The following is a 24,401-nucleotide window of genomic DNA, read 5'->3' on the forward strand; positions in this document are numbered from 1 at the left end:
TGTGGCGGACCGTTGCGGTGACGACGCTGGAGGTATGAAGAGACTCGGAATGGTGGCGGCCGGACTGCTGGTTGCCTATGGCATCGTTCGGTTGATCGACGGGTTGGACGGCTCGCATGGACCGGGACTGGCGTGGACGATCGGACACCTGCTGTTCCTTGCCGGGATGCTGCTGTTCGCCGTTGTGCTTGTCCTCGCTCGGGGTGAGCTGGTCCGACGGCGGGGAGTTGGAGCCGCGGCTGTCGTAGTCGGACTGCTGGGTGTGGCGGCGTTCGTCCGGGTGATCCTGGTCGATCTCATGGTCGGCTTCCGCGCCGAGGACCGGGCCGGGATGTCGCGGATCAGCGACGAATACGAACGCTGGCCCGGCAACCTGGGCATCTACGAACCGCTGTCCACCGTCGGCCCCGCGTTGTTCCTGATCGGACTGCTCGCGTTGGCGGTACTCCTCGTGCTCGACCGCCGCCTGCCGGTCTGGTCCCCGATCCTGCTGGCCGCCGGCTTCGTCGTCATCACCGTCAACCTGGACCTGATGCCCCTCGGCGGTCTCCTCCTGGGCGCCGCCTTCGCGCTAGCAGTACGACCGGCACCCACGGTCGACGCCGTACGCACGCCGGACCCTGGCAACCGACGAGACAGGTGACAACTGCCCTCCGCCAAGCCAACTGGCCAGAAACGCCTGCGGCGGCACGGCCCCACGCCGGATCCACCATTTACCCGGACTCGTCGGCCAACTGATCCCGAAGTGCAGGTGTGGTGGCGTCCCGCGAGCACTTCCGGTCTTGCCCGTCAGCCCCAACGTCTGCCCCGCCCGCACGATCAACCCCGGCCGGATCCCACCCGCGATCGCCGACAAGTGCGACCCGTAGTACCGAACCCCGTCAACCCCCACCACAGAAACCGACAACCCACCCCGATCCCGCCCCACATTCGTCGTCCCATCCCACCCGTCCACCCGCGTCACCTCATCCACCCACCCATCAACCGGCGACACAAACCGGCATCCAGCCTTCGCAAAGATGTCCGACGCCGGGTAATCGTGATGACTCTCGGACGCATCCCCCCGACACCCGCCAACTGGAAACACATACCTGGTCCGTCCAACGGGGGACTGCACCGGTGCGCTCACCGATGTCCGCTGGCCTGGCGTCGCAGCCGGCGCCGAAGTCGCCGAAGTCGTTGGAGCCGCGACTGTTGTCGTAGTCGTCGGTCCGGCAGGCTTGGTGGTCGGGAGACTGCTCGTCGGCGCCTGACCGGACTGGGCCTCGTCGAACACGCCGGTCGCAGACAGCGCGAAGAGTCCGGTGGCCGTGACAGCCACCGCAGCCACCAGGAATACCGCCCAGATGGGCCGCGTCACGAGTACCAGAAGGCGTTGACCGTTGCGGCCGAATACACCGTCTCGCAGGGAATCCCGTTCTTGTCCGCATCCATCCGCTGCGGCATGTCGTAGTACCACCAGTAGGCGACAGCCTGTGCGTACGTCGCTCCGCGCGCGGCGAGGTCACGGCACAGCAGTCCGGATCCCAGTGGAGCGGCCCCACCGATCTCCCGGCCGTTCCAGTACGCGCCGACGTCGCTGCGCGGATAGACCGTCTCGCACGGGATTCCGTTGCGGTCGGCATCCATCTGGTTCGGTTGACCATGCAGCCGCCAGTAGTCGATCGCCGCCACGTAGCTGAAGCCCTTGGCCTTCAGGTCACGGCAGAACAGCCCTGCAGGCAACGACCGTACGTCGCCGACCACCTTCGGTGGCGCAGGCACGGATGAGGTCGTGGCTTTGGCGGACGGAGCGACGGTCAGTGTCGTGACCGGCGCGGGTGCCGCGGTGGTCGGCTGCTGCGGCGTAGTGGCCGCGTCCCGCACCGGGTCGTCCTTGTTCGTCATCAGCACCACCAGCCAGATGAGCAGGACCACGATGACCCCGACGGCGACTCCGCCGATCGCGGCCAGGGTGGCGTTGCCGTGCTCGTGACCGAGGTGGCCGGTCTGGTGACGACGCGTTCGTGAATACGGTTCTCCGTTCATGATTCCCCCCGCGGCCCATTGAAGCTTCGCTACTTTGCGTTGTCCATGGGTCGGGGTTCACCAGGAGAACATCTGATGGTCCTCGGGGTGGGTGATGATCCGGCCAGATCCCTGACAAGTACTGCGGGACCTCGCGCAACCGGTCCGGGACGCCTGGTCCTCCAGCTCCAGCCCGCTGCCGGCAACGTCCTCATCCCGTTCGAGCTCCAGCACCAGCAACAGTGCTGCGCCGACCACTGAACGGCGAGCTACCGTCGGATGTGCTCGGCTGGGGCTTCGACGTCAACTTCGCGCGCCTGTTCGGCCGCCACCCGAAGCGGGGCTGACGGGCTCAGCGCCGTACGTCCCACGCGTCGGAATCCCGGAGTACCTCGGGAAGCTCGCCGATCACCCCGAGCCGCTGGGTGCACCGGGTCAGAGCGACGTACAGGTCACGCAGACCCCGCGGGGACTCGATCACGATGCCGTCGGGGTCGACGACCAGGACCGAGTCGAACTCGAGGCCCTTGGCTTCGCGGGCGCTCAGGACGGTGACGTCGAGGTCGGCGACCGCCTCCTGCACGAGCTCGACCCGGCTGCGTGACGTGATGATCCCGACCTGCCCGTACGCCGACTCCTCGGCGGCGACCTTGTGGACGTACAAGGCCTGGTCCGAGGCCGAGATGTCGGCGTGCCACGGTTTGATGTCGGTCGAGCGCACCGACTGCGGTGCCTTCGCCGACGGGTCGACCTCGTGCAGGACGTCACTGGCCAGGTCCATCACCTCGGCCGGCGTGCGGTAGTTGAGGGTCAGCTCGGCCAGCCGCCAGCGATCGCCGAACGTCTCGCCGAGCGCTGCCGACCAACTCGTCCCGCCACCGATCGACCCGGTCTGCGCGACATCGCCGACCACGGTCATCGAACGCAGCGGGCAGCGACGCGCGATCGCCCGCCACGCCATCGGCGAGAGCTCCTGCGCCTCGTCCACGATCACGTGCCCGTACGTCCAGCGCCGGTCGGCCGCGGCCCGGTCCGCGAGCGTGCGATCGTCGTCCGCCTCGTAGCGTTCGGCGAGCGCCTCGGCGTCGAGGATGTCCTTGGCGGTCAGGATCTCCGCGTCATCGTCGTCGTCGAAGTCGGTCGACCCCGAGCCGCTGAGAACGTCCAGCGCCCCTTGCGCGTAAGAGATCGCGCGCGCCCGGGCCGCCCGTTCGCGAGCCGCCTCGCTCCCGTCATCGCCGAGCAACTCGGCGGCCTCGTCGAGCAGGGGTACGTCGGACGGACTCCAGTCGGCGCCGTACCGCAGCAGATGCTCGCGCTCGAGCGCGCTCAGTTGCGGCGCGGCCAGCGCCAGCCGGTCCTCGTCGCCGTACAGGTCCTCGAGCAGCTTCTGTGGGCTGAGCAGCGGCCAAAGTTGGTCGAGCAACGCCTGCACCGCCGGCTCGGCCAGGACTTCCTTGCGCAGCTCGGACAGTTCGTACTCGTCGAGCAGGTTCTCTCCGTCGTACGGGTCGGTGGCGACCAGGTCGGCGTACTGATTCGTCAGGTGGTCGACCATCTCGGTCAGGAAGAACGGACGGGCCTGGTTGTGGGTGAGGTTCCGCGCGCGAGCCCGCTCGCGGATCTCCAGGCACACCTGCGGATCGAGACGCAGCACGGTCCGGTCGACGGTGACGTGGATGGGACGCTCCGGGATCCACTCGCGGTCGTCGACCGCCTTCGCGATCACGTCGGCCATCACCGGCCGGCCCTTCACCTCGGCGCTCTCGGCCGTCTCCGGGCGGGTCGCGGTCACGCCCGGGTAAAGCTCGGCGACGGTGACGAGACGTACGCCGTCCTCTCCGAGCGACGGCAGCACCTGACCGATGAAGCGCAGGAACGCCGCATTCGGCCCGACCACCAGAATTCCGCGCTTTTCCAGCTGTTCCCGGTGGGTGTAAAGGAGAAATGCCGCGCGGTGCAGCGCGATCGCGGTCTTGCCGGTGCCGGGACCGCCCTGGACGACCAGGATTCCGGGCAGTTCGGAGCGGATGATCCGGTCCTGGTCGGCCTGGATCGTCTGCACGATCGACTCCATCTGGCCGGTCCGCCGCGCGTCCAGCGCCTTCAGCAGGACGGCCTCGCCGATCACGCCGGTGCCGGGTTTGGACGCGTCGGCCGCGGTCCGGGCCAGGTCGAGTTGCTCGTCCTGGACGTCGATCACCTTGCGCAGCCGGGTCTGGATGTGCCGGCGCCGGACGACGCCCTCGTTCGCCACCGCGGTCGCGATGTAGAACGGGCGGGCCGCGGGCGCACGCCAGTCCACCAGCAGGGATTCGTAGTCGTCGTCATGCAACCCGATCCGGCCGAGGTGCAGGATCTCACCGTCGGCCGCGTCCAGCCGGCCGAAGTACAGACCCTCCTCGGCCGCGTTCAGCCTGGCCAGCCGCGCGTTCAGGTCGCGGATCCGGCCGTCGCGCTGGTGGAGTGCCTGCGCGTTGCGGGTCTGGACCAGTTGCTCGTCCTGCTTGCGCTCCTCGGCCCGCTCGCGCTCGGTGTCGAGCGCGGCGTAGAACGTCGTCAGGTGACCCTGTTCGGCCTGCACCGGATTCGGCAATTCCATCCCCTTGTGATAAACTACGCGCGTTGGTTCCCAGAGGTCATTTCTGACGCATTCTCTGGTAGCAGCCATACAAATCCTTGAGTTTATCCTCCTTCCCGCAGTTTTTGTACTGCCGCAGTTTTTCCGGCCCGTCCCCTGTCCCCGGATCGGCCGGTCGGGCACGATCGGAGGATGGTGTTCCACTACATCGTCCCGCCGTACCTGCTCGAGCAGCTCGAGCAAGCCGTGGACGACCCCAGCCTCCGCGCCCGCTTTCGCCAGTCGCTGCAGCACGACGCCGTACTGCGAACACGCCCGGCGGCCGGAGCCGCTGCCGCCGAGCCTGCGGCCGAAGCGGGTGGTCTGCAACGCGCCGTGTACGACGCGGAGAACCGGACGGACCTCCCGGGTACGCCGGTGCGCGCCGAGGGCGAGGACCCGGTCCAGGACGAGGCCGTCAACCAGGCGTACGACGGGACCGGCGCGACCTGGAAGATGTACAGCGAGTGCTTCGGGCGTGACTCGATCGACGGTGCCGGGCTGCCGCTGACGTCGACGGTGCACTACGACCGCGGCTACGCGAACGCATTCTGGGACGGCGCCCAGATGGTCTTCGGCGACGGCGACGGCGAGATCTTCGGCGGGTTCACCGAGTCGGTCGACGTCACCGGACACGAGCTGACCCACGGCGTCACGCAGTACACCGCGAACCTTGCGTACGAAGGGCAGTCGGGCGCACTGAACGAGAGCATCTCCGACGTGTTCGGCTCGCTCGCCAAGCAGCACAACCTCGGCCAGAGCGCCGAGGAGGCCGACTGGCTGATCGGCGCCGGACTCTTCCGGCCGGGCGTGCAGGGCGTCGCGCTGCGCTCGATGAAGGCACCTGGCACGGCGTACGACGACCCGCGGCTCGGCCGCGATCCGCAGCCGGCGCACATGTCGGACTACATCGAGACCGAGGACGACAACGGCGGCGTCCACCTCAACTCGGGCATCCCGAACCGGGCGTTCTACCTGACCGCGGCGGCGATCGGCGGCAACGCGTACGACGACGCCGGGAAGATCTGGTACACCGCGCTCACGTCGGGCACGCTCTCCGAGACGGCGACGTTCGCCGAGTTCGCCGAGGCCACGCAGGCGGCCGCGAGCGAGCTCTTCGGTGACGACTCCAGCCAGCTCGCCGCGGTCACGGGGGCCTGGCAGACCGTCGGAGTCCTCACCGCAGACACCACTCCCGCGGAGCCGCCCGGCTCCAAGCAGCCCGAGTCGGGGGTGCGCACCGAGTCCGAGTCGGAGGAGCTCATGCGCGCGGCCAAGTCGGGCCTGCCCTCCAGCAGCCCGCCCGCGCCACCTCCTTCCAAGGACTGAACGCGCGTTTGACCTCAAGCGAAGTTGAGGTATTAGCGTCCTCAGCGTGACTGTTCATCCGCTGCGGCTCGCGCTGCTCACGCGCAATGTGGACGCCGGGCGGTTCGGGACGCTGGTCACGCAGTGGTTCGCGCGGGAGATCGAACGCACCGACGAGTTCAAGCTCGACCTGATCGACCTCAGCGCCGTACCGCTCACCGAGTTGCCGCAGCGGATCGAGGACGCGGACGCTGTGGTGATCGTCACGGCCGAGTACAACCACGCCTACCCGGGCGATCTGAAGGTCGCGATCGACGCGGTCCGCCGACCTTGGTACGCCAAGCCGATCGCGTTCGTCGTGTACGGCGGCCGATCGGGCGGACTGCGCGCCGCCGAGCAGCTGCGACTGGTCTTCGCCGAACTTCATGCGGTGACGATCCGCGACTCGCTCGGTTTCCACGAGGACGACTTCACCCCGGCCGGCGAACCCACCGACGCGACCGCCCCGGCCGCTGCGTCTGCGCTGCTTCGGCAGCTGGCCTGGTGGTCCCGCTGTCTGCGCGACGCCCGCGCTGACACGCCGTACCCGGAATAGGTCGCGACGGACGGCGGTTGCGACCTGAGGTGAGCTCCGAACCGATGCCCCTGTCCGTGCTCGACCTTTCGCCGGTACCGACGGGATCGCTTCCGTCGCAGGCGCTGCACGAGACGCTCGAACTCGCCCGGACCGCTGAGGCCGCCGGGTTCCACCGCTTCTGGCTGGCGGAGCACCACAACATCCCGAGCGTGGTCAGCACGAGCCCGGAGGTGATGATCGCGGCCGTCGCCGCGGCCACCTCCACCATCCGCGTCGGCTCCGGCGGAATCATGCTGCCGAACCACTCACCGCTCAAGGTCGCCGAGACCTTCCGCGTCCTCGGCGGGCTGTACCCCGACCGCATCGACCTCGGCATCGGTCGCGCGCCCGGCACCGACCAGCGCACCGCGCTCGCACTCCGCCGCAGCCGCGAGGCGCTCGGCGCCGACGACTTCCCGGAGCAGTACGCCGAACTCCGCGCGTACGCCGAGGGCTTCCCGGCCGGCCACCCGTTCGCGCCGATCTCCGCCCAACCGAGCGACGTACCGCTGCCGCCGGTCTGGATCCTCGGCTCCAGCACGTACGGCGGTCAGGCCGCGGCGGCGCTCGGGACCGGGTTCGCGTACGCCGGTCACTTCGGGACGCTGGATCCGGCCGGCGTGATCGCGTCGTACCGGGAGATGTTCCAGCCGTCGGACCAGCAGACCGAGCCGCACGCCATCCTCGCGCTCGCCGCGATCGTGGCCGACACCGAGGAGCGCGCACAGCAGCTGGCCCGGGCCAACGCCCTCTCCATGCTCCGGCTCCGCTCCGGCCGACCGGGTCCGCTGCCGTCGCCGGAGGAGGCCGAGGCCTACCCGTGGTCGGACGCCGAACTCGCCGCGGTCGAGGAGTGGGCCGGCCTCGTCTCGGTCGGCACCCCCGATCAGGTCGCCGCCGATCTCTCCCGTCGAGCCACCTCCGCCGGCGCCGACGAACTCATCATCACCACCAACATCCACAACCCCGCGGAACGCCGCCACTCGTTCGACATGCTCGCAACCGCCTGGGGCCTGAAACCCCGCTGATTGCGGACCGCCAGCACTCAACAACGCGTGCCTAGCGGCGTCGCGCACCGCTGTCTGAGCGTGAGCCGGTCGGTTCGGGCGCAATTGATGAGTGCTGCACGTCCGGCTCCCCGCGGACGTGCTCGAAGATCAGGCTGGTTTCGGCGTGGACAACCGCAGGATCTGCGGTCAGGTGGTCGAGCACGAACTCGCGGAGGGCGTCCGGCGAGGGCGCGGACACGTGCAGCAGGTAGTCGTTCGCGCCGCTGACGTGGAAGAGCGACAGGACGCCCGGTAGCGCCGGGACCTTGCTGCGGAAGCGGTTGATCTCGTCCCGGGAGTGGGCGCCGATCCGGATCGCGATCAGCGCCTGTAGCGGCTGACCGAGCGCCGCCAGATCCACGTCGGCGTGGAAGCCGCGGATCACCCCGCGCTCGCGCAGCGACCGTACGCGGGTCAGGCACGTCGACGGCGCGATCCCGGTCGCCTCCGCCAGCGCGTTGTTCGGCATCCGCCCGTCGGCGGTGAGCAGCCGGACCAGCTCCCGATCAACCTCGTCCAGCCCGCCAGGCCCGGACCCGGGCGCGGCCCGCGGCGCCGGTCCGGGGCTCCGACGATCCTTCGGCATGGCACCACTGTAGGGGCCCTCCACAGAATCCACAGCGTGTGGATGAGCCTGTGGATGAATTTTCTTCGGAACTCTTGCGATGAATCTGCAGAAGATTCCATCCTCGGTCATCCCAGCGTCCGAGGAGGCTCGATGACCCAGCTCGACACCCGGTCAGTCCACGCCGGCCGCGACGACCTGACCGCTCTCGGCGTCCACGTGCCGCCGATCGACCTCTCCACGACTTATCCACTGCCGGATGTGGACAGCGGCGGGACGTCGTACGACGCGCTGGCGCAGGGGAACGGCCCGGACGGCGGCAGCCTCGTGTATCAGCGGCTGTGGAACCCGACCGTCGCGCGCTTCGAGAGCGCCTTGGCGGAGCTCGAGCAGACCGACGGTGCGGTCGCGTTCGGCAGCGGCATGGCGGCGCTCACCGCCTGCCTCCTCGCCACCGTCGCGGCCGGCAAGCCGCACGTGGTCGCCGTACGCCCGCTGTACGGCGGCTCCGACCACCTGTTATCCACAGGCCTCCTGGGGACAACGGTCAGCTGGGTCGACGTTCCCGGGATCGGGACGGCGATCCGGCCGGACACCGGACTGGTGATCGTGGAGACGCCGGCGAACCCGACCGTGGACTTGGTGGACATCGCCGCGGTGGTCCGTTCGGCGGGCGACGTACCGGTGCTGGTGGACAGCACCTTCGCGACCCCGGTGCTGCAGCAGCCGGCTCGGCACGGGGCGAGCCTGGTGTTGCACTCGGCAACGAAGTACCTCGGCGGGCACGGCGACGTGATGGGTGGCGTCGTCGCGGCCGGCGTGGAGTGGATCGGCCGGCTACGGCAGATCCGCGCAGTGACTGGTGGCCTGCTGCACCCGTTGGCGGCGTACGAACTGCACAGGGGACTGCAGACGTTGCCGGTGCGAGTGCGGGCGCAGCAGGCGACCGCTGCCAAGGTGGCGGACTGGCTCACCGCCCAGCCCGCCATCGAGAAGGTCCACTACCCCGGCCTCTCCGACCCCCAGGAACTCATCGGCCGCCAGCAATCGGGCCCCGGCGCCGTCCTGGCCTTCACCCTGACCGGCGGCTACGCGGCCGCCGCGCAGGTAGCCGCCTCGCTCCGCCTGATCACCCACGCCGTCTCACTAGGCGGCGTAGACACCCTCATCCAGCACCCCGCCGCCCTCACCCACCGCCTGGTCCCACCAGACGCGAAGCCTCCAGCCGGCCTGCTACGACTAAGCCTCGGCCTCGAAGACCCCGAAGACCTCACCGCGGATCTTCAGCAGGCCTTCAACTCACTACCGCAACGGGACGCGTGAGGACTCGGTCGATGATTCCGTAGTCTCGGGCTGCGTCCGGGGTGAACCAGCGGTCTCGGTCGAAGTCGGTTTCGATCCGGGGGAGTGGCTGCCCGGTCCGGTCGGAGATCAGCCGCGCCAGGTCCTCGCGCGCCTTGATCGCCTGCTCCGCCTGGGTCTTGATGTCGCTCGCCGTACCACCCATGCCCCCGGTCGGCTGATGCATCATGATCCGCGCGTGCGGCAGCGAGAACCGCTTCCCCGGCGTACCGCAGGTCAGCAGCACCTGACCCATCGACGCGACCATCCCCATCGCGTACGTCGCGACGTCGTTGGTGATGAAGTTCATCGTGTCCAGGATCGCCAGCCCGGCCGAGACCGAGCCGCCGGGCGAGTTGATGTAAAGCGAGATGTCAGCCTTCGGATCCTCCGCGTTCAGCAGGATCAGCTGAGCGCACAGCGCGTTGGCGTTCTCGTCCTTGATCTCGTCCCCGAGGACGAGGATGCGCTGCCACAGCAGCCGCTCGTAGATGTGGCTGTCCAGGTTGTTCGGAAGCTGAAACTGACTCATGCGTCCAGCCTGCGGCGAACCGTCCGGAACCGCCCGGGAATCTGCCCGTGGCAGATCTGCCCGCCGCAGACCTCGCCGAGATGGCACACTCGGTACAGGACTTCATGATGCGAGGAGGGCCACGACGTGTTGCTACGCCAGGTGATAGGGAACGTCTTCCGCCGGTTGCGGCGCGAGCGGGGCATCACCCTGCGTGAGCTCGCCGAGCTGGCCCAGGTGTCGGTGCCCTACCTGTCCGAGATCGAGCGCGGCCGCAAGGAGCCCTCCTCGGAGATCCTTGCCGCGATCTGCCGGGCACTGGACCTCGATCTGACCGACCTGCTGGCCGAGGTGCAGTTCGACCTGGCCACGGCGGTCCGGTCCACGCTGCCGGTCCGCCTGCAGACGGCCGCGATCCGGGTCGAGCAGTCCTCCCCGCAGCGCATCACCTCGTCCCCGCAGGCCTACTCCAGCACGGCACAGGCGTTCGCACTGGTCGCCTAGCTGGTGCGCTGGTACAGCAACCCGTCTGCGCAGGCCTGGCGTACGACGCCTGCACCGGCTGAGGTGCAGGCGTTCCACCAGAGCCTGCCCGGCTACCGCCCGACTCCGCTGACGCCGGTCCCCTCACTGGCGTCGGAGCTAGGAGTCGGACAGGTTCTCGTGAAGGACGAGTCGCAGCGACTCGGCCTGCCCGCGTTCAAGGCGCTCGGCGCGTGGTGGGCGATCCATCGTGCGCTGCAGGAGCGCCCTGGTCCGGTGGAACTCGTCACCGCCACCGACGGCAACCACGGCCGTGCGGTCGCGCGCCGTGCCGCAATGCTCGGTCTGCCGTCACACGTGTTCGTTCCGGACGTCGTCGATGACAAGGCGATCGACGCCATCCGGGCCGAGGGCGCGACCGTGACCGTCGTACCTGACACGTACGACGCTGCGGTCGCCGAGGCAGCGGCGTACGCGGGAGATGAGCGGCTGCTGATCCAGGACTCTGCGTGGCCCGGGTACGAGGATGTGCCTCAGCACGTGGTTGATGGCTACTCGACTCTGTTCCGTGAGATCGAGGTCGAGCCCGATCTGGTCGTCGTACCGATGGGTGTGGGGTCGATCGCCCAGGCGGCGGTCACGCACTACCGCAGTGGGTCGTCTGCTGCGGCCGTGCTCGGTGTGGAGCCCGCCAGCGCGTCTTGCGTCACCACCAGTCTGCTGGCCGGTGAGCTGGTGACGGTGCCGACCGGCAAGACAGTGATGGCCGGCCTGAACTGCGGTACGGCGTCAACTCTCGCCTGGCCTGTACTACGTGCAGGCCTCGACCACGCGGTGACAGTCGACGACGACGCCGCCCTGCAAGCAGCGGCTGACCTGCGCGGAGCCGGCATCTCGTCCGGTCCGAGTGGAGCCGCGACACTGGCCGGCCTCCGCGCGGCGCGAGAGCACCTGGACCTGAGGCCTGACAGCACGGTCGTCCTCATCAGCACGGAGGCGGCGCACTAAATCAGGTTCGTCCGGGGACGATCCCGCCTAGCCTGACGTGGTGCCGAACCATGTGAAGCGCCGGTCACCGGCGGAACCGGGGTCGATCCCGGCGGTCCTGAACATGTTCGAGTCCGAGGTCCGGTTCTATCGGGAGATCGCGCCGGTCGTCGGTGTCCGGGTGCCTGCCTGCTACGAGTCCGAGGCCAACGCCGAGGGGACGCTGCTCGTTCTTGAGGACCTGTCCGGCTGGGCACCCGGCGCGGAGCCCGTGGCGGGTGCCAAGGCTCTGCGCGACTTGCACGATCGGTGGATCGGGCGTGCGCACTTGGAGTGGCCTTGGCTGCGGCCGCTGGAAGCCGGTGCGGACCTGGTCGCCGCCCTGTTCGATCGGACCTGGCCCAGATTGGCCACGCGCTCCGACTTGTCCACTCCGGTGCGTGAGGTGGGGGAGCGGCTGGTGGGTCGTGTCCTCGACGCTGAGCGCGATGTAGCGCGAGCCGGTGAGCTCACCCTCGCCCACGGCGATGCATCGGCCCAGAACCTGCGGACCGCACCGGACGGCGTGGTCGCGTTCCTGGACTGGGAGGACGTGTCAGCGGCGCCGGGCGCGCTGGACCTGGCGTGGTTCCTGCTGTCGTCGGTGGAGCCCGAGCGCTGGAGTGAGGCGGTGGACGCCTACCGGACGAGCCAGGGATTGGCGGAGGCCATGCCGTCGACCATGGTCCAGGGCTACCTCACCATGGCGGACTACCCGGACGGCTCGGAGCCGGCCGCCGGCTGGAACGCCCGCCTGGAAGCGGCCGCTGCGCTGCTCGCCCGGGGTCGCGTGTGACCGTTCGCTACGTGGGGCGGTTCCCGGTCGACGATCAAGAGCTGTCGACCCTGCACGCCCTCGCCTTCGGGAGTGAGGTCACCGTGCAGCCGTGGGCCGCGCGGCTGGAGCGGCACGCACTCACCTGGGTAGGGGCCTTCAGCAACGACCAGCTGATCGGGTTCGTGCAGGTGTGCTGGGACGGCGGCGCTCACGCGTTCGTGCTGGACACCGCCGTCCATCCGGAGCACGGCCGGCAAGGCATCGGCAAGCAGTTGGTGCTGACTGCCGCTGCGGAGGCGAAGGCCGCCGGGTGTGAATGGCTCCATGTCGACTTCGAGCCACACCTGACGGCCTTCTACCTGGACGCGTGCGGGTTCCGCCCGACGGACGCTGGACTGCTCAAGCTGCGGGGCTGATCGCGGTCAGGCGCTCGGTCGACACGCACGACGTCAGGCAGCGTTCCTTCTGGTCGCCGAGCAGGTCCGCGGTCCAGGTGGTGAAGCCGCCATCACCCAGGCCTTCGCCGTCGCAGCCGATGCCGAGCGCCGTACCGGAGTAGTAGTTCTCGCTCTTGGTCCGCTCGGTGTCCTCGGTGAGGCTGATCTTCAGCGCCGGCCGGACCGTGTCGTCGATCCGCTCCCGCACCACGGACGGCTTGAACATGGTGAAGGTCAGGTCGGCCGTGTCACCCAGTACGTCGTGCCAGAACCGCAGGTGGTCGATCAGCAGCTCGGCCTCGGTCCGGCCCGAACCGGTGTCCCGCGCGCTCGAGACCAGCACGAACAGCTGGAAGTGCGCGAACATGCCCGGCCCCTCGAACGGCTGCGCACGGAGTACCCGCTGGCACGCGGCAAGGTCCACTCGCGCCTGCCCCGCACGACGTCGTACGGCGGCCTCGATCGCGAGCTCGTTCGTCGGGTCGCTGGCGACCTCGGTCCCGCGGATGGTGCTGACTACCTGGTTCTGGTTGATGGTCGACATCGCGGAACACGTGCCGAGTGGAGTGACCGGGGACAGCTCGATGCCCTCGAATCGGTCCGGCAGGCGCTCCCACAGGCGCTGCTGGGTCTTCACCAGCTGCCGCGGGTCGGCGGGTCCCGGTCGCACGAACCGGTCCTGCTGCCACCGCTGCAGCAGGCGGGCCGGCGTTACCTTGGCGGCTCGCCGGCGGTTCACATCCAGCAGGACCGACTGCAGTTCGGACTGGCTCAGCCCGTCGACGAGGGCGTCCCGGCTGCCGTCCGGCAGCTTCCCCCAGAACCGTTCGCTGACATCTACCATCGCTCTACTCTGACGGATTCGTGTCCCGGACCGCTCCTCATTTTGCGGGGCGGGTTGTCCACAGCTCGCGAAATCACCTGCCCGGTGCGGTGATTTCGCCGTATCTTTCAAGACATGAGATTCACGAGCCCGCACCTTTGACGTACTGACCGCCCCGACCGCCTGCCGACCAGCCTCTCCGCGCGGATTGTCGCGTTCGAGGCGCTGCAGGACTTCATCCCGCTGTATCCGCTGTACCAGTTGCTGTTCGCCGATCACGGCCTGTCGGCTGCCCAGATCTCGACGCTGTTCGTCATCTGGTCGACGACCGGGTTCGTGCTCGAGGTGCCGTCAGGCGCCTGGGCGGACACGTATTCGCGGCGCAAGCTGCTGGTGCTCGGTGCGCTGATCAGCGCGCTGGGTTACGCCGCCTGGATCACGCTGCCGTCGTTCACTGGCTTCGCCCTGGGATTCGTGCTGTGGGGAACCTCCTCGGCACTGATCTCCGGCACCTTCGAAGCCTTCGTGTACGACGAACTGGTCGCGCGGGATCGCGCAGGTCGATACGCGAGTCTGTTGGGTCGGGCCAGGTCGGCCTCCTTCCTGGCGAACCTCGCGGCCACCGCCCTGGCGACACCGCTGTTCGCTCTTGGCGGCTACACCTTGGCCGGCATCTTCAGTGTGCTCAGCTGCCTGGTTCAGGCCGTTGTCGCCCTGACACTGCCGGAGGCACCGCCGGCGGAAGCAGCCGCCGACGATGGCTCCGAATCGACGGGCGCGGCGTTCGCGTCCTACCTGGCCATGCTGCGGTCGGGCGTGACGGAGGTGCTGACCGGCCGGACGGTACGCCGGGCGGCAGGCCTGGTCGCCGTGCTGCTGGGCTTCATGGCGTTCGACGAGTACTTTCCGTTGCTCGCCCGTGACGCCGGTGCGGCCACCGGCGTGGTCCCGTTGCTGATCGCCGGAACGGTCGCCGCCCAAGCCATCGGCGGTGCGCTGGCGGGAGCGGCGTACAAGTTGCCCGAAGCAACCTTTGCGATCGGTCTGGGCCTGACCGCGGTGCTGATCGCCTGGGGTGCGCTGAGCCGGTCGGCCTGGGGCTTCATCCCGATCGCGATCGGGTACGGCGTGATGCAGTTGGTCATCGTGGTCTCGGAGGCACGCCTGCAGGACTCCATCACGGGACCGGCGCGCGCCACGATCACCTCGGTGTCCGGCTTCTTCTCGGAGGTGTTCGCCATCGCAGTGTTCGCGGGGTTCGCGCTCGGTTCGCTCTGGTTCAGCATGGCGGTCCTGGTCGCCGCTCTCACCGTGCCGGTCCTGCTGACGGCGTTCGTCGTACCGCTGGCCCTGCCGGCGCCCGTCAATTCGGTGTCCGCCGAAGCAAGGGAGACCTAGTGTCACAGTCATGAGGAAGCAGGGTGTGCTGGCCGCGGGTGCGGCGGCGGTCACGGTGGTGTTGTGGGCATCGGCGTTCGTCGCGATCCGCCATGTCGGCCAGGAGATCTCGGCGGGCGCGTTGTCGCTGGGCAGGTTGCTGGTCGGCAGCGTGCTGCTGGGTGCCTTCGTGTTCACCCGGCCGCGCCGCTGGCCGGCCAAGGGGGACTGGAAGCTGCTGCTGATCTGCGGGCTGCTCTGGTTCGGTCTCTACAACCTCGCGCTGAACGAGGCCGAGCGCCGCCTCGACGCCGGCACGACCGCGATGCTGGTGAACGTCGGGCCATTGCTGATCGCACTCCTGGCAGGTCTTCTGCTGCACGAAGGATTCCCACGCCAGTTGGTGATCGGCAGCGTCGCGGCATTTGGCGGCGTGGTCCTGATCGGCTTGTCGTCGTCCAGCGGCAGCGCAGAGACCTGGGGCGTCCTGCTGTGTCTGGTAGCTGCGGCGGCGTACGCAATCGCGGTGGTCTCGCAGAAGCCGCTGCTGTCGCGGTTGCCCGCGCTGGAGGTCACCTGGCTGTCGTGCGTGATCGGTGCGGTCGCCTGCCTGCCGTTCGCGCCGACGCTGGCGCGGGAGACCGCCGACGCGCGACCATCGACCATCTGGTGGATCGTGTTCCTCGGTGCGTTCCCGACCGCAATCGCCTTCACCACCTGGGCTTACGCGCTGGCTCGTACGACGGCCGGGCGGATGGGCGCCACGACGTACCTCGTCCCGCCGCTGACGATCTTCCTCGGCTGGCTCCTGCTCGACGAAAGCCCCGCGCCGCTGGCCTACCTCGGCGGCGTGCTGTGTCTGATCGGCGTCGCGATCTCGCGCTACCGGCGCCGGGTGGCGGCGATGCCCGCGGTCAGCGTGGCCAGCCCGGACTCGAAGCCGCTGTCGAAGTCGTAGGCGAGACCCTCGGGCCCCAGCTCACCGACGACGCGCGCGAGTACGGGTGCTTTGCCGGCGGGCAACTGCTCGACCCGGGTGATCAGGTCGGGCGCGAGGTCGAAGTTCTCGGTGCGGACCGACGCCTCGCCGAGCGAGAAGCCGTGGATGAAGTCGACCAGGGTGTTCGCCGCCTCGAAGACCTGCCGCGGCGACAGCCCCGCCCGGTCGAGCGCGCGGTAGAACGGCTCGACGACCACCACCACGACTGCCGACACCGCGGATGTGTCCGACAGCACCTGAAGCGCGAGGTTCGGGTGGGCGCGGAGAGCGTTGCGATAGCCCCGGGCGGCGTCCTTCAGTTGCTCGTCCCACGGCACGGCATCACCAGGATCGGGCTGCTCGAGTCCTGCGAAGACCAGCTCCGCCAGCCCGGCCATCACGGCCGCCTTGTTCGGCAGGTGGTGGTACAGCGACATCGGGTTGACCTCGAGGGTGGCGGCCAGCCTCCGCATGGTCAGCGCGTCGATCCCCTTGTCGTCCACGATCCGCAGGGCCGCGGTCAGGATCGCCTCGCGGCTCAGCCGCTCCTCCCCGGCGCGAGGCCGGCCGGACCGCTTGCCCGCGTTAATCATACGTCGTATGGTACATAATCATACAACGTATGGAAGAAGGAGGCGGGCGGATGAAGCCGTTGGCGGGCAAGGTGGCGCTGGTGACCGGGGCAACCCGGGCGGCCGGACGGGGGATCGCGGTCCAGCTCGGCGCGGCCGGTGCGACCGTGTACGTGACCGGCCGGACCACGCGGGCCGGGCGCTCCGAGATGAACCGGCCGGAGACGATCGAGGACACCGCGGAGCTCGTCGACCAAGCCGGCGGCCACGGCATCGCCGTACCCGTGGACCATCTCGTCCCCGAGCAGGTGCGCGATCTGATCGACCGGATCGAGCGCGAGCAGGGCGCGCTGCACATCCTGGTCAACGACATCTGGGGTCAGCACGGCGAACCCGAGTGGGACAAGACGGTCTGGGAGAGCGACCTCGAGGACGGTCTGCGGTTGCTGCGGCTCGGCATCGACACGCACGTGATCACCAGCCACTACGCGCTCCCGCTGCTGATCAAGTCACCCGGTGGCCTCGTCATCGAGATGACCGACGGCACCAACGACTACAACGCTCACACCTACCGGGTGTCGTTCTTCTACGACGTCGCGAAGGGCGCGGTCGGCCGGATGGCGTTCGCGCTCGCGCACGAACTCGACAAGCACGAGGCAACCGCCGTACTGCTCACTCCCGGGTGGCTGAGGTCCGAGGCGATGCTGGAGGGCTTCGGAGTCACCGAGGAGACCTGGCGCGACGCGACCGAGCGGATCCCGCACTTCGCGATCTCTGAGAGTCCGTCGTACGTCGGCCGCGCGGTGGCGGCGCTCGCTGCGGATCCCGACGTTCGCCGCTGGAACGGGAAGTCTACGTCCAGCGGCGAACTCGCGCAGGTCTACGGCTTCACCGATCTCGATGGCAGTCGGCCGGACGCGTGGCGCTACATCGTCGAGGTCCAGGACCCTGGCAAGCCTGCGGACACCACCGGCTACCGCTAGAGCGTGTACGGCGGACAGACGGTGTCGCCTGCTGTCGGAGTGGCGAGCGGCTGAGCGTTGTCGCCGAGTGGCGCATGTGGATGCGCGGCCGCGATCGGGATCCCCGACGCTGCCGCCAGATCCAGCACCTCCCGGCGTGACGTGACCGCCTGCGCTGGATCGCGCTCGTACACATAGGTCAGCTCAGGCCACTGTGCCTGCGCCGGATGCACCAGCACGTCACCCCCGAGCACGGCCCGCTCGGTCACCACCGACTGATGCCCGGGCGTATGCCCCGGCGTCGGCACCAACCGCATCCCCCGCAGCGCGACCTCCCCGTCCACCATCCGCAACTGACCCGCTTCCACCACCGGCCGGATCATCCGCTCGTACGTCGCCCCGCCGCGCACATGCTCGAGCTCATCACGCTGTACGACGTACTCCGCCCGTGGGAACCGCGGCGCCGACCCCTCCGCACTCCACCCCACGTGATCCAGATGCACATGCGTCAACACCACCGCGTCGACGTCATCCACACCCACCCCGGCCGACTCCAGCAGCCCCGGCAACCGCCCAGCCACCCGCAACCACTCAGCCGCCTCGCCACCAGCCGGCCCGACCCCGGCATCCACCAGCACCACTCCGGCGTCGCCGGTCACCAAGTAGCTGTGGAAGTGCAGGAGCCACCCGCTGCCCGACACATTGCCCGGCATCACGTCCGCGGTCCACGCGGCCTGCTCCTTTCCCCAACCAGGCAACGCATCCGGCACACTCTCGGGGAACACCGCCACCGCGTCGCACAACACAGTCACGTCCACGCTCGATCCCTCCTCCCCGCAGAGGTACCGCAGCGAGGGGGTCAGCGGAACAGGTACGCGTTGACCGTCGTCTCCTCGGTCGTCGTCCCGGCCGCGTCGCGCAACGTGGTCCGCAGCGACACACCCTGCCCCGTCGCCGGCGTCGGGAACGTCGCGCGGTACGTCCCATGCCCGGCCGGTACGACGGCCGCAGCGTGCCACGTGCTCCCACCGTCACCGGAGACCGAGACCGCGACCGTCGTCAGCGCCGGCGCCGACGAACCGGCCTGCGGCACAACGGTCAGCGTCGTCACCGGCGTCCGCTCGGCCAAATTGCGGCTGTCCACGGTCGGCCGGTATCCGACCGTCCACAAGGGCGTTCGACGCCCATTGGCAGACCGGAAGGTGGTCGTGTAGTCCACCCGCTCCGAGAACGCCGACACCGAAGCCCGTGTCAGCGAGGTCTGATACCGGTACGTCGCCGCGCCCCCGGGTGCCTCGATCGACCCGAACTGGTCAGCCTCGGCCACCAAGGTGCCATCGCGATACAGCTGACCGGTCTCCGTGTCAGTCGCCGTGAGTCCAGTGTGTCCTTCCGCGTCCGACATCGGATCCATCGACACGGTCAACCGGCCGTCTGCCTGCGAGGCTCCGGCGCCCGATGGCCCGAAGGCGACCGCATTCCAGCGATTTCGGTAGGTCTCGCCGGCGCGATAGGCCTTCGCCGCAGGGTCCTCGAGCGTAGTCACGGCGATCGGCTCCGGGTCACCCGCCGCGGTTTCGACCAGACCCTCCTGCCAGGGACCAGCGTCCAGATGCTCGACCACTGTGGCCGGCGTACCGAACGCGACGTCGGGATAGAACGGCGCATAGCCGTCGAGGGTCGTCGTGCCGTGCAACAGTACGTCGGTCCCGGCGCCCTGATGGACGCTCGTGTGCACGGTGGCCAGGTCGCGATCGCGCACCGTCCGTTCGTACCCGGTCGGGAAGCGCGAGCCGACCTGTTCCGCAAGCCGGTACAGGTACGGCGTGTTCCGGAAGTCGCCGTCCGCACCGGGCACACCCCACTGCGACGAGACCACAGTCGTCAGTTGGTCGGCCGGCAAGGTCGGTCCTTGGCCCAACGTGGCGAGCGAACCGCCGGGGACGGTGGCGACGTACTGCTCGATCCGGCGCTTCCCGTCGGCCGACGTGCGGAGGTAGTCGGCGCTGAGATAGGCCTGCTGCGCGTCGGTCCGAGGCAGCTTCACGCTGACCTTGCGCGCCTTGCGGGCGTCCAGGACCACAGTCGTGTCGGCGGTCAGGCGTACCGACGGCTGGACCAGCCCGTACAACGTGACGTTCGCGCCGAAGAGCTGCGAGTCGAGGGCGTACTCGCCCGCACGCAGTCGCACGGTGACCGTGCCGCTCGGATCGGTGGTGAATGTCTCGCCCGGGCGGTCGAGTGCGAAGATCGAGACGAAGGCTTCGGTGGCCGGCGTACCGTCCGCAGCGATGGTCTTGATGGTCAGGTCGTGGGCCTCGACGTCCTTCATCACGGTCAGCGGGATCCGCACGGACTGGCCCGTCGTGGTCGCGACCAGTTGACCGACGTACCGGCCGTCGGGGCCGCTGTGGTTGGTCGCGGACGTCACCTGGACCGTCGCGGAGCCACCAGCGGGGATGGTCAGCGCATCGGTGCTCAGGGTCAAGGCCGCCGTGGGTGCGGCGCCGCCGTCCGGATCGGTCAGCTCGCCGGTCAGCTGGAGGGTGACCGCGGCCGTGCCCCTGTTGGAGTACGTCACTTCCTCGGTCACCGGCTCGTCGTCGGTGTGCGGCCAGCTCGCCGTACCGAAGGAGATCGTTGCCGGGGCCGCGACGACGGTCTGGGTGATCGCCCGCGCGACATCGACCCGGCCGGTGCCCTGTTCGAAGACAGTCAGTCCGGGCGTGGGCTTCGCGGAGGCCATCAGCGCGCTCTTCAGGTCGAGAGCCTTCCAGTCCGGGTGCTGCTGGGCCAGGAGAGCTGCGGCTCCGGCGACATGCGGAGTCGCCATCGACGTACCGGACTCGCGCAGGTAGTGGTCGTCGACCGGCTCGCCGATGATGGCCTCGGACCCACGGGCGGCGACGATGCCCACGCCGGGTGCGGTCAGCTCCGGCTTGATGGACGTGCCGTCACGCCCCGGGCCCTTGCTGGAGAACGGCGCAAGCTGGTCCTCGCGGTCCACGGCGCCGACCGTCAGCGCGCCGGCGGCGCTGCCCGGCGACAGCACCGTGCCCTCGCCCTGCTCGCCGTCGTTCCCGGCCGCGACGACGAACAGCGTGCCGGTCTCGGCGGTCAACGTGTTCAGCGCCTGCTCGACCGGGTCGTCCACGGGCCGGCCCGCGTTGCCCAGGCTGATGTTGACGATCTGCGCCTTCACGTCGTTCGCGGCCCACTCCATGCCGGCGATCAGGGTCGAGTCCGAACACACGGTGTACGTGCAGATCTTCCCGTCGTACAGGTCTGCGTCCGGCGCGACACCGCGATAGCGGCCGCCGGACGCGGCGCCCGTTCCGGCGAGGATCGAGGCGACATGGGTGCCGTGACCCAGCTGGTCCCCGGGCTGGCCGTCGACGTTGAAGACGCCCTTGACCCGGTCGGCGAGGTCGGGATGGGTCGCGTCGATCCCGCTGTCGAGGACTGCGATCCGGACGCCCTTGCCGGTGAACCCGGCCTGCCACGCGACCGGCCCACCGATCTGCGGGACGGACTTGTCCAGCAGTGGCTTGCGCTTGCCGTCCAGCCAGATCTTCTCGGGTCCACTGGACCCCAGTACGGCGGCACCGGTCAGGAAGGTCGATGCCGTCCGCTTGTCGACCTTGCCGGCTGTGGCGTCGACGACATCGAGCCGGCGCTGCTGCTGGAGTCCGGTGGTCGCGGCCCGTTGCGTCGCGTGCTGGACGAGGACCGGGATCGTGGTGGTGTGCGCATCGTCGTACCCGGACTCGATCAGGCCGGTGACGTCGAACAGCCGCGGGTCCAATCGGCCGGCGGCGAGCGGTGCGCGGACATCGGCCGGGATCACGGTCAGTCGCCCGTCGACCTTGCTCATGCCGAACCCGAGGTTCTTCCGGCCCGGCCCGGGCTCCACCCCAGGCGCACCACGCTCCGGCACGACCACCCGGTCACCGGTGATCAGAGTGACGTACGTCGTGCGCCCGGCGGCGGCCGGATGCCCGCCGGCCGTCGTACTGGCGGCCGTCGTACTGGCGGATGTCGTCGTAGCCGCTGCCGTCGCCAGTGCGGCGCCGAGCAGAACAGCGACGCCTGCCCATCGCGAAGCCTTGCCTGCCATCGGACCCTCCCGGTTGTCGATCCCCCTGTAACTACGGGGTGCGCGCCGGGAAGGGTTGCGTGCTCAGGGCAGGAGGAGCCACGTGGCGAGGGTTGCCATCAGGAAGGCGATGCCGGTGTCGAGGTACCGCCAGGCTCGGGGGCGCGAGAAGACCGGGGTGAGAGTGCGGGAGAAGAAGCCGAGCGAGAAGAACCAAGTGAAGCTGGCGGCGACGGCGCCGAGCCCGTAGAACCAGCGGCCGTCGGCGCCGCGCTGGTTGGCGAGGGAGCCGAGCAGGACGACGGTGTCGAGATAGACGTGGGGGTTGAGGTAGGTGAAGGCGAGGCAGGTCAGTACGACACTGCGCAGCGCGGTGGGCGCGTGATCGGCAGGGCTGATGGAGCCGGGGTTGAAGGCTCGCTTCAGGGCGAAGGCGGCGTACAGGTAGAGGAAGGCGGCGCCGCCGTACTTCGCCGCATCGAGGGCCAACTGACTCTGGGTAAGTAGGGCGCCGAGGCCCGCGATACCGCCGGAGATGAGGAGCGCGTCGGACAACGCGCAGGTGAGGACCACCGGCAGGACGTGCTCACGGCGCAGGCCCTGGCGCAGCACGAAGGCGTTCTGGGCGCCGATCGCGACGATCAGCGACAAGGACGTGGCAAAGCCGGCGAGGAGGGGCATACCTCGACGGTAGGCAGCGGATGTGCGGACAAACCAGCTAAAGATTCTGAAGCAGCATTAGGATTGCTTCATCATGCAGTTCGACTCCGCGCAGCTCGAGACGTTCGCAGCCGTCCTCGACGAGGGCAGTTTCGACGCGGCGGCGCGGCGTCTGCGCGTCACGCCATCCGCGGTCAGTCAGCGAATCAAGGCCTTGGAGAGCCGGCTCGGTCAGGTCGTCGTGATGCGCGGTAAGCCGGCGCGTCCGACCGCGGCCGGTGAGGCGCTGCTCCGGCTCGCGCGGCAGGTCTCGCTGCTCGAATTGGAGGCGATCGTCGCGGTCCGCGGCACGGTCGAGGCGCTCCGGCTGCCGATCGCGGTGAACGCGGACTCGCTGAACAACTGGTTCCTGCCGGCGATGCTCGACCTGTCCCAGAGCCTCGACGCCAGGTTCCTGGTCCACCAGGAGGACGAGGAACACTCGGCCGAATTCCTCCGCAACGGTACGGTCCTGGCCGCGGTGACCGCCGATCCGCGGCCGGTCCAGGGCTGCCGCGTCGTACCGCTCGGCAAGATGCGATACCTGCCGGTCGCCACCCCCGAGTACGCCGAGCGCTGGCTGGCCGGCAGGCCACTCGCGGACGCGCTCGCCGAGGCACCGATGGTGATCTTCAACGCCAAGGACGTCCTGCAGCACCGGCTGATTCGCAAGGTGACCCGGCGCCGGATGGACCCGCCGACGCACGCGGTCCCGGCTCCCGGCGCCTTCCACCAAGCGGTCCGGATCGGCCTCGGCTGGGGCATGATCGAGGACGAGATCGCCGAGCCCGAGCTGGCCGCCGGCCGCCTGGTGGACGTTGCCCCCGGCAAATACATCGACGTGCCGTTGTACTGGCAGCACTGGAAGCTGGAGTCGCCCATCCTGGACGCGCTCACAGCCGCGGTGCTGCGGGCCGCTGCGGCAGGTCTTCGTACGTCGTGACCTCGATCGCGTTCCCGCGATGACTGTACGGCGGTCTTAGACGTTTGTACAAGACATTTGTATGAGACGTGCGTGCTAGGGTGGCGAGCATGGGTAACCGGGAGGCGCTGATCGAGGGCGCGAAGACCTGCCTGCTGGAGAAGGGCTACAGCCGGACCACCGCGCGCGACATCGCGACCGCGGCCGGCGTCAGCCTGGCGGCGATCGGGTACCACTTCGGCTCGAAAGAAGCGCTGCTCAACGAGGCGATGCGCGAGGCGCTGATCGGGGAATGGGCCGCCGAGGTGGGCGGTGCGATGGCGGCCCGGGAGGCCGGCGGCGGTTCACGGGAGCGATTCGTCGCGACCTGGCGCCAGGTCGTCGAGAGCCTGTCGAACCCTCGGCTGCGAGCGTTGTGGACAACCCAGTTCGAGATCCTCAGCCTCGGCGCGAGCCAGCCCGAGTTGGTGGCCGAGCTGTCCAAGATGCAGGGCGAGGCGCGCGAAGGTCTGGCGCAGCTGTTCGGGACGATCGACGCCGACAGCGACCCGGAGACGGCTCAGGCCGTCGGATCATTCATGCAAGCACTGATGCTAGGCGTGGTCGCGCTGCACCTGTTCGACGCGGACAGCGCTCCCACGGGTCAGGAGCTCGCGCGGTCGATCCGGCTCGTCGCGGATCGACTGGACGGCTGAGCTACAGCGGGCGGTGCATCACGTGCAGGCCGACGTACCCGTGCTTGGGGTGGTCGAAGGCCTCCGGCACCGTGCCGATGATGCTGAAGCCGAGCGCCTGCCACAGATGTACGGCGGACTCGTTGGTTTCCACCACCGCGTTGAACTGGATGGACCGGAACCCTTCCCGGGCAGCCCAGTCGATCATGTCCTGACCGAGCAGCCGGCCGACGCCCTCGCCCCGGGCCGCCGAGTCGACCATGAAGCTCGCGCTGGCGACATGCGATCCCGGACCCGGGCGGTTCGGGTACATGTTGGCAGTGCCCAGAACGGTGCCGTCGGCATCGACCGCGACCGTGGTCCGGCTGCGCGCGGCGCTCGACGGTGACATCCAGAGCGGGCGCGCCTGCTCCTCGGTCAGCTCCGGGTCGTACGCGTACGTCTCACGCGCGGTGACGATCTCGTGGAAGAACGGCCAGATGGCCGGCCAGTCGGCGTCGGTCGCGGTCCTGATCTGCACTGTCATGGTGCGAGAAGCATCACCCGTCGGGCGGCG

The 24,401-nt window shown here is 69.1% G+C and carries 25 protein-coding genes; 14 read left to right on the plus strand and 11 right to left on the minus strand.

Annotated features, from left to right (window positions below; genetic code table 11):
* Positions 1-34 precede the first annotated feature (34 nt).
* Complete coding sequence (locus E0H73_RS38040; RefSeq protein ID WP_131364850.1) at positions 35-643, plus strand: hypothetical protein; 609 nt, start codon at positions 35-37, stop codon at positions 641-643.
* Here E0H73_RS38040 and E0H73_RS48490 read toward each other — a convergent pair.
* The 3 genes from E0H73_RS48490 to E0H73_RS38055 form a co-directional block, all read right to left on the minus strand.
* On the minus strand, positions 572-1,459 hold the full coding sequence (locus E0H73_RS48490; protein ID WP_420323447.1) for a M23 family metallopeptidase: 888 nt from the start codon (positions 1,457-1,459) through the stop codon (positions 572-574). The genes E0H73_RS38040 and E0H73_RS48490 overlap by 72 nt on opposite strands.
* Positions 1,357-2,028, minus strand: coding sequence for an excalibur calcium-binding domain-containing protein (locus E0H73_RS38050; protein ID WP_131364852.1), 672 nt, complete (start codon positions 2,026-2,028; stop codon positions 1,357-1,359). Before E0H73_RS38050 ends, E0H73_RS48490 begins: the two co-directional genes overlap by 103 nt.
* A 331-nt stretch (positions 2,029-2,359) precedes the next feature.
* Complete coding sequence (locus E0H73_RS38055; protein WP_131364854.1) at positions 2,360-4,609, minus strand: HelD family protein; 2,250 nt, start codon at positions 4,607-4,609, stop codon at positions 2,360-2,362.
* Positions 4,610-4,780: 171 nt separating this feature from the next.
* Here E0H73_RS38055 and E0H73_RS38060 point away from each other — a divergent pair, with 171 nt between their 5' ends.
* The 3 genes from E0H73_RS38060 to E0H73_RS38070 are packed head-to-tail and all read left to right on the plus strand — an operon-like array spanning position 4,781 to position 7,579.
* The gene (locus tag E0H73_RS38060; RefSeq protein WP_131364856.1) at positions 4,781-5,956 is read left to right on the plus strand and encodes a M4 family metallopeptidase; all 1,176 of its coding nucleotides are present in this window, start codon (positions 4,781-4,783) and stop codon (positions 5,954-5,956) included.
* A 46-nt stretch (positions 5,957-6,002) separates the two neighbouring features.
* The gene (locus E0H73_RS38065; RefSeq protein WP_131364858.1) at positions 6,003-6,530 is read left to right on the plus strand and encodes an NADPH-dependent FMN reductase; all 528 of its coding nucleotides are present in this window, start codon (positions 6,003-6,005) and stop codon (positions 6,528-6,530) included.
* Between the two features lie 44 nt (positions 6,531-6,574).
* Entirely contained in the window at positions 6,575-7,579 is a 1,005-nt protein-coding gene (locus tag E0H73_RS38070) for an LLM class flavin-dependent oxidoreductase (protein ID WP_131364860.1), read from the plus strand.
* 31 nt (positions 7,580-7,610) lie between these two features.
* Here the strand turns inward: E0H73_RS38070 and E0H73_RS38075 are convergent, their stop codons facing one another.
* Positions 7,611-8,186 (minus strand): Lrp/AsnC family transcriptional regulator, encoded by a 576-nt coding sequence (locus E0H73_RS38075; RefSeq protein ID WP_131364862.1) that lies wholly within the window; start codon positions 8,184-8,186, stop codon positions 7,611-7,613.
* Positions 8,187-8,318: 132 nt separating this feature from the next.
* Here E0H73_RS38075 and E0H73_RS38080 point away from each other — a divergent pair, with 132 nt between their 5' ends.
* On the plus strand, positions 8,319-9,488 hold the full coding sequence (locus tag E0H73_RS38080; protein ID WP_131364864.1) for a trans-sulfuration enzyme family protein: 1,170 nt from the start codon (positions 8,319-8,321) through the stop codon (positions 9,486-9,488).
* Here E0H73_RS38080 and E0H73_RS38085 read toward each other — a convergent pair.
* Positions 9,460-10,038 carry a ClpP family protease gene (locus tag E0H73_RS38085; RefSeq protein WP_131364866.1) on the minus strand — a complete coding sequence of 193 codons (579 nt, stop codon included), beginning with the start codon at positions 10,036-10,038 and terminating at the stop codon, positions 9,460-9,462. The genes E0H73_RS38080 and E0H73_RS38085 overlap by 29 nt on opposite strands.
* Positions 10,039-10,164: 126 nt before the next feature.
* Between E0H73_RS38085 and E0H73_RS38090 the strand changes: the two genes are divergently transcribed.
* The 4 genes from E0H73_RS38090 to E0H73_RS38105 are packed head-to-tail and all read left to right on the plus strand — an operon-like array spanning position 10,165 to position 12,720.
* The gene (locus E0H73_RS38090) at positions 10,165-10,521 is read left to right on the plus strand and encodes a helix-turn-helix domain-containing protein (protein WP_131364868.1); all 357 of its coding nucleotides are present in this window, start codon (positions 10,165-10,167) and stop codon (positions 10,519-10,521) included.
* A gap of 3 nt (positions 10,522-10,524) precedes the next feature.
* On the plus strand, positions 10,525-11,508 hold the full coding sequence (locus E0H73_RS38095) for a pyridoxal-phosphate dependent enzyme (protein WP_238164544.1): 984 nt from the start codon (positions 10,525-10,527) through the stop codon (positions 11,506-11,508).
* 40 nt (positions 11,509-11,548) lie between these two features.
* The gene (locus E0H73_RS38100; RefSeq protein WP_131364870.1) at positions 11,549-12,322 is read left to right on the plus strand and encodes a phosphotransferase family protein; all 774 of its coding nucleotides are present in this window, start codon (positions 11,549-11,551) and stop codon (positions 12,320-12,322) included.
* An 11-nt stretch (positions 12,323-12,333) separates the two neighbouring features.
* On the plus strand, positions 12,334-12,720 hold the full coding sequence (locus tag E0H73_RS38105; protein WP_202867759.1) for a GNAT family N-acetyltransferase: 387 nt from the start codon (positions 12,334-12,336) through the stop codon (positions 12,718-12,720).
* Here the strand turns inward: E0H73_RS38105 and E0H73_RS38110 are convergent.
* Positions 12,704-13,585 carry a hypothetical protein gene (locus E0H73_RS38110; protein WP_238164545.1) on the minus strand — a complete coding sequence of 294 codons (882 nt, stop codon included), beginning with the start codon at positions 13,583-13,585 and terminating at the stop codon, positions 12,704-12,706. The genes E0H73_RS38105 and E0H73_RS38110 overlap by 17 nt on opposite strands.
* A gap of 222 nt (positions 13,586-13,807) precedes the next feature.
* On the opposite strand from E0H73_RS38110, the gene E0H73_RS38115 reads away from it, so the two are divergent.
* Together E0H73_RS38115 and E0H73_RS38120 are read left to right on the plus strand one after the other, a co-directional pair.
* Complete coding sequence (locus E0H73_RS38115) at positions 13,808-14,962, plus strand: MFS transporter (RefSeq protein ID WP_272949184.1); 1,155 nt, start codon at positions 13,808-13,810, stop codon at positions 14,960-14,962.
* 10 nt (positions 14,963-14,972) lie between these two features.
* Positions 14,973-15,899, plus strand: a complete 927-nt coding sequence (locus E0H73_RS38120) for a DMT family transporter (protein WP_131364876.1) — start codon at positions 14,973-14,975, stop codon at positions 15,897-15,899.
* Here the strand turns inward: E0H73_RS38120 and E0H73_RS38125 are convergent.
* Positions 15,824-16,513: a TetR/AcrR family transcriptional regulator C-terminal domain-containing protein gene (locus tag E0H73_RS38125; protein ID WP_131364878.1), complete on the minus strand. Its 690-nt coding sequence runs from the start codon at positions 16,511-16,513 to the stop codon at positions 15,824-15,826. The two genes, E0H73_RS38120 and E0H73_RS38125, sit on opposite strands and share 76 nt — an antisense overlap.
* A 50-nt stretch (positions 16,514-16,563) precedes the next feature.
* Here E0H73_RS38125 and E0H73_RS38130 point away from each other — a divergent pair, with 50 nt between their 5' ends.
* Positions 16,564-17,475 (plus strand): SDR family oxidoreductase, encoded by a 912-nt coding sequence (locus E0H73_RS38130; protein WP_131364880.1) that lies wholly within the window; start codon positions 16,564-16,566, stop codon positions 17,473-17,475.
* Here the strand turns inward: E0H73_RS38130 and E0H73_RS38135 are convergent.
* The 3 genes from E0H73_RS38135 to E0H73_RS38145 form a co-directional block, all read right to left on the minus strand.
* Complete coding sequence (locus E0H73_RS38135; protein ID WP_131364882.1) at positions 17,472-18,272, minus strand: MBL fold metallo-hydrolase; 801 nt, start codon at positions 18,270-18,272, stop codon at positions 17,472-17,474. The two genes, E0H73_RS38130 and E0H73_RS38135, sit on opposite strands and share 4 nt — an antisense overlap.
* A gap of 41 nt (positions 18,273-18,313) precedes the next feature.
* Positions 18,314-21,571 carry a S8 family serine peptidase gene (locus tag E0H73_RS38140; RefSeq protein WP_131364884.1) on the minus strand — a complete coding sequence of 1,086 codons (3,258 nt, stop codon included), beginning with the start codon at positions 21,569-21,571 and terminating at the stop codon, positions 18,314-18,316.
* Positions 21,572-21,634: 63 nt separating this feature from the next.
* The gene (locus tag E0H73_RS38145; RefSeq protein ID WP_131364886.1) at positions 21,635-22,231 is read right to left on the minus strand and encodes a LysE/ArgO family amino acid transporter; all 597 of its coding nucleotides are present in this window, start codon (positions 22,229-22,231) and stop codon (positions 21,635-21,637) included.
* 73 nt (positions 22,232-22,304) lie between these two features.
* Between E0H73_RS38145 and E0H73_RS38150 the strand changes: the two genes are divergently transcribed.
* Together E0H73_RS38150 and E0H73_RS38155 are read left to right on the plus strand one after the other, a co-directional pair.
* On the plus strand, positions 22,305-23,192 hold the full coding sequence (locus tag E0H73_RS38150) for a LysR family transcriptional regulator ArgP (protein WP_131364888.1): 888 nt from the start codon (positions 22,305-22,307) through the stop codon (positions 23,190-23,192).
* Positions 23,193-23,281: 89 nt separating this feature from the next.
* On the plus strand, positions 23,282-23,866 hold the full coding sequence (locus E0H73_RS38155) for a TetR/AcrR family transcriptional regulator (RefSeq protein WP_131364890.1): 585 nt from the start codon (positions 23,282-23,284) through the stop codon (positions 23,864-23,866).
* Between the two features lies 1 nt (position 23,867).
* On the opposite strand, the gene E0H73_RS38160 is transcribed toward E0H73_RS38155, so the two are convergent.
* Positions 23,868-24,371, minus strand: a complete 504-nt coding sequence (locus tag E0H73_RS38160; protein ID WP_131364892.1) for a GNAT family N-acetyltransferase — start codon at positions 24,369-24,371, stop codon at positions 23,868-23,870.
* Positions 24,372-24,401: the final 30 nt, after the last annotated feature.

It is taken from the genome of Kribbella pittospori (assembly GCF_004331465.1).
Lineage (GTDB): Bacteria > Actinomycetota > Actinomycetes > Propionibacteriales > Kribbellaceae > Kribbella > Kribbella pittospori.